Source organism: Frankia sp. CcMO1 (genome assembly GCF_977945845.1).
This window is the reverse complement of sequence record NZ_CDWTMG010000404.1, coordinates 1-2,520: the sequence shown is the minus strand read 5'-3', so window position 1 is coordinate 2,520 and position 2,520 is coordinate 1. Positions and strand designations below refer to the sequence as shown.

Here is a 2,520-nt window from a genome sequence, read left to right as displayed (position 1 = left end):
TTTACTGGGAATCCTGGTCAATATCGACAACGGTGGCACGTTCACCGATGTGTGTGTGACGGACGGTGAACGCATCGTGCATGCGAAGACGCCGACGACCCCGCACGATTTAACGCCGTGTTTCGTCGATGGGCTGCGGACGGTGTCCGACCGGCTGTATGGCGAGGAGGACACCGCTCGTCTGTTGCGCGAGACGGAGTATCTGCGCTATTCGACGACGTCGGGTACGAACGCCGTGGTCGAGCGGAAGGGCGCACCGGTCGCCCTGCTGGTCGACAGCGGTGCGGAGGAGGATGTCTATGGCATTGTGAGGCTGGTCGACGCCTCGCTGTGGCAGGCCCTGGTGCCGCATCCCCCGGTCGGGATCGCGGTGGGCGCCGACGGGTCGGTGGGCTTGGCGGAGTTCACGACGGCGATCAACGAACTGTTGGCGACGAGTACCTCGCGGATCGTGATTGCGCTGCGGAGCGCGGCGGCGGAGCGGGCGATCAAGAATCTGTTGTTGGAGCGGTACCCGCGGCATCTGCTGGGCGCGGTCCCGTTCACCCTGTCGCATGAGCTTGTGCACGACGTCGACGACGCGCGGCGGGTGCTGACCGCGGTGCTGAACTCCTACCTGCACCCGGGGATGGAGCACTTCCTCTACGGCGCGGAGAAGGCGTGCCGGGAGAACGGGCTGGCCCGCCCGCTGCTGATCTTCCGGAATGACGGGGACTCGGCCCGGGTGGCCAAGACCACGGCGTTGAAGACGTGGGGTTCCGGGCCGCGGGGTGGGCTGGAGGGCAGCGTCGCCTACGCCTCGCTCTATGACGCGGACGTGCTGGTCGGGGTGGACGTGGGTGGCACCACGACCGACGTGTCGGTCGTGGTGGACAAGGCCCTGACGGTGCACGCGCACGGCCGGGTCGATTCGGCGCAGACCTCGCTGCCGATTCCGGACCTGAGCAGTGTCGGGCTGGGTGGCAGTTCGGTAGTCCAGGTCGTCGACGGTCAGATTCAGATCGGTCCGCGCAGTGTGGGTGCCGCGCCCGGCCCGGCGTCTTTCGGCCGTGGTGGCACCGATGCGACGGTGACCGATGCCCTGCTGCTTGCCGGGGTGTTGGACCCGGACAACTATCTGGGTGGGGATCTGAAGTTGGACCCGGCCCGGGCGGAGCGGGCGTTGCTGACCCATGTTGGGGAGCCGCTGTCGTTGTCGGCGCAGGCCGCGGCGCTCGCGGTGTTGCGGGTGTTCGAGGAGCAGGCGGGGGCCGCGGTCAAGGAGATGATCTCCGCGGCGGGTCGTGAGCCGGGTGAGGCCACGCTGCTGGCCTTCGGTGGCGCCGGTCCGGTGCTTGCCTCGGGGATCGCGCGGGCGGCGGGGATCGCGCGGGTGATCGTGCCGCATCTGTCGGCGGTGTTCAGCGCGTTCGGTATCGGTTTCAGCGGGTTGGCGCACGAGTACAGCGTGCCGATGCCGGGCGTCGACGTCGAGGTGAAGGCGGCCCGGGACGATCTGCTGACCCGCGCGCGGCGTGACATGTTCGGTGAAGGCGTGTCCATCGACGAATGCACTGTCGAGACCTGCGGTCGATTCATCGTCGACGGCGTGTTGCGGGACGAGACGTGGACCGACGGGTCGTCTCCCGGGCAGGCCGATCAGCTGGTGGTGCGGGCCTGGTATCCGCTGCCGACCTTCGAGCTCGTGGCCGACGAACACGCCACGGTGCAGCCGGCGGCCGCGGACGGATCGCGTCGTATCCATTTCGCTGACGGTAACGAGCAGGAGATTGCGGTCTACCGTCCGGAGAATCTGGGACCGGGGCAGGGAGCCGCGGGGCCGGCGCTGGTCGCGGGTGACTATCTGACCTGTCTGATCGAGCCCGGGTGGGGGTTCCGGGTGAGCAGCAACTCTGACCTGATCCTGGAGGCCCAGCAGTGAGCGAGCAGCAGTCCACCGTGAACATCACCGAGTATCTCGCGATTAATCTGGCGACCGAGCGATGGACCTGCCGGGTGTGCGGACAGGACATCGCGAACGCCCGCGAGAACTACAAGGAGTCGAAATGAAATAACTTGCGCGTTTCGAACCCTCCACAGGCCTGTGACTTGCGATGATGCTCTCGATCACGTATTTGTTACTTCATTACGTCCCCCAAGACCGGGCTGCTGGTCTACAACCGTGACCCGCGGGAGATTCACCGGCCGATCCTGGACGAGAGCTACGAGTTCACCTACGCCCCCGACCCGGCCTGGTGCCGGATCGTCGAGTTCTACTGCCCGGGTTGCGGGACGCAGGTGGAGAACGAGTACCTGCCGCCTGGTCATCCGTTGACACACGACCTCGAACTCGATATCGACGCGTTGAAGCGTCGTCACCTCAGCGATGTGGAGGGCTAGGGACATGCGGCAGGTAAGCGTTGACATCGGTGGTACGTTCACCGACTGCTTTCTTGTCTACGACGACGCCTACATCGAGGCGAAGTCGCTGACCACGCACCACAACCTCGCCTCCGGGTTCATGGATGCCCTGGCAAAGGG

2 protein-coding genes and 1 pseudogene are annotated in these 2,520 nt (G+C 66.1%); all 3 read left to right on the top strand.

Annotated features, from left to right (window positions below; genetic code table 11):
- A partial coding sequence (locus AC08OU_RS24465; protein ID WP_476605919.1) for a hydantoinase/oxoprolinase family protein occupies positions 1–1,921 on the top strand: 1,921 nt, incomplete at its 5' end.
- A pseudogene (locus tag AC08OU_RS24460) lies at positions 1,918–2,379 on the top strand (acetone carboxylase subunit gamma). The gene AC08OU_RS24465 and the pseudogene AC08OU_RS24460, both read left to right, overlap by 4 nt.
- The coding region (locus tag AC08OU_RS24455; RefSeq protein ID WP_476605920.1) for a hydantoinase/oxoprolinase N-terminal domain-containing protein at positions 2,366–2,520 on the top strand (155 nt) is incomplete at its 3' end. The pseudogene AC08OU_RS24460 and the gene AC08OU_RS24455, both read left to right, overlap by 14 nt.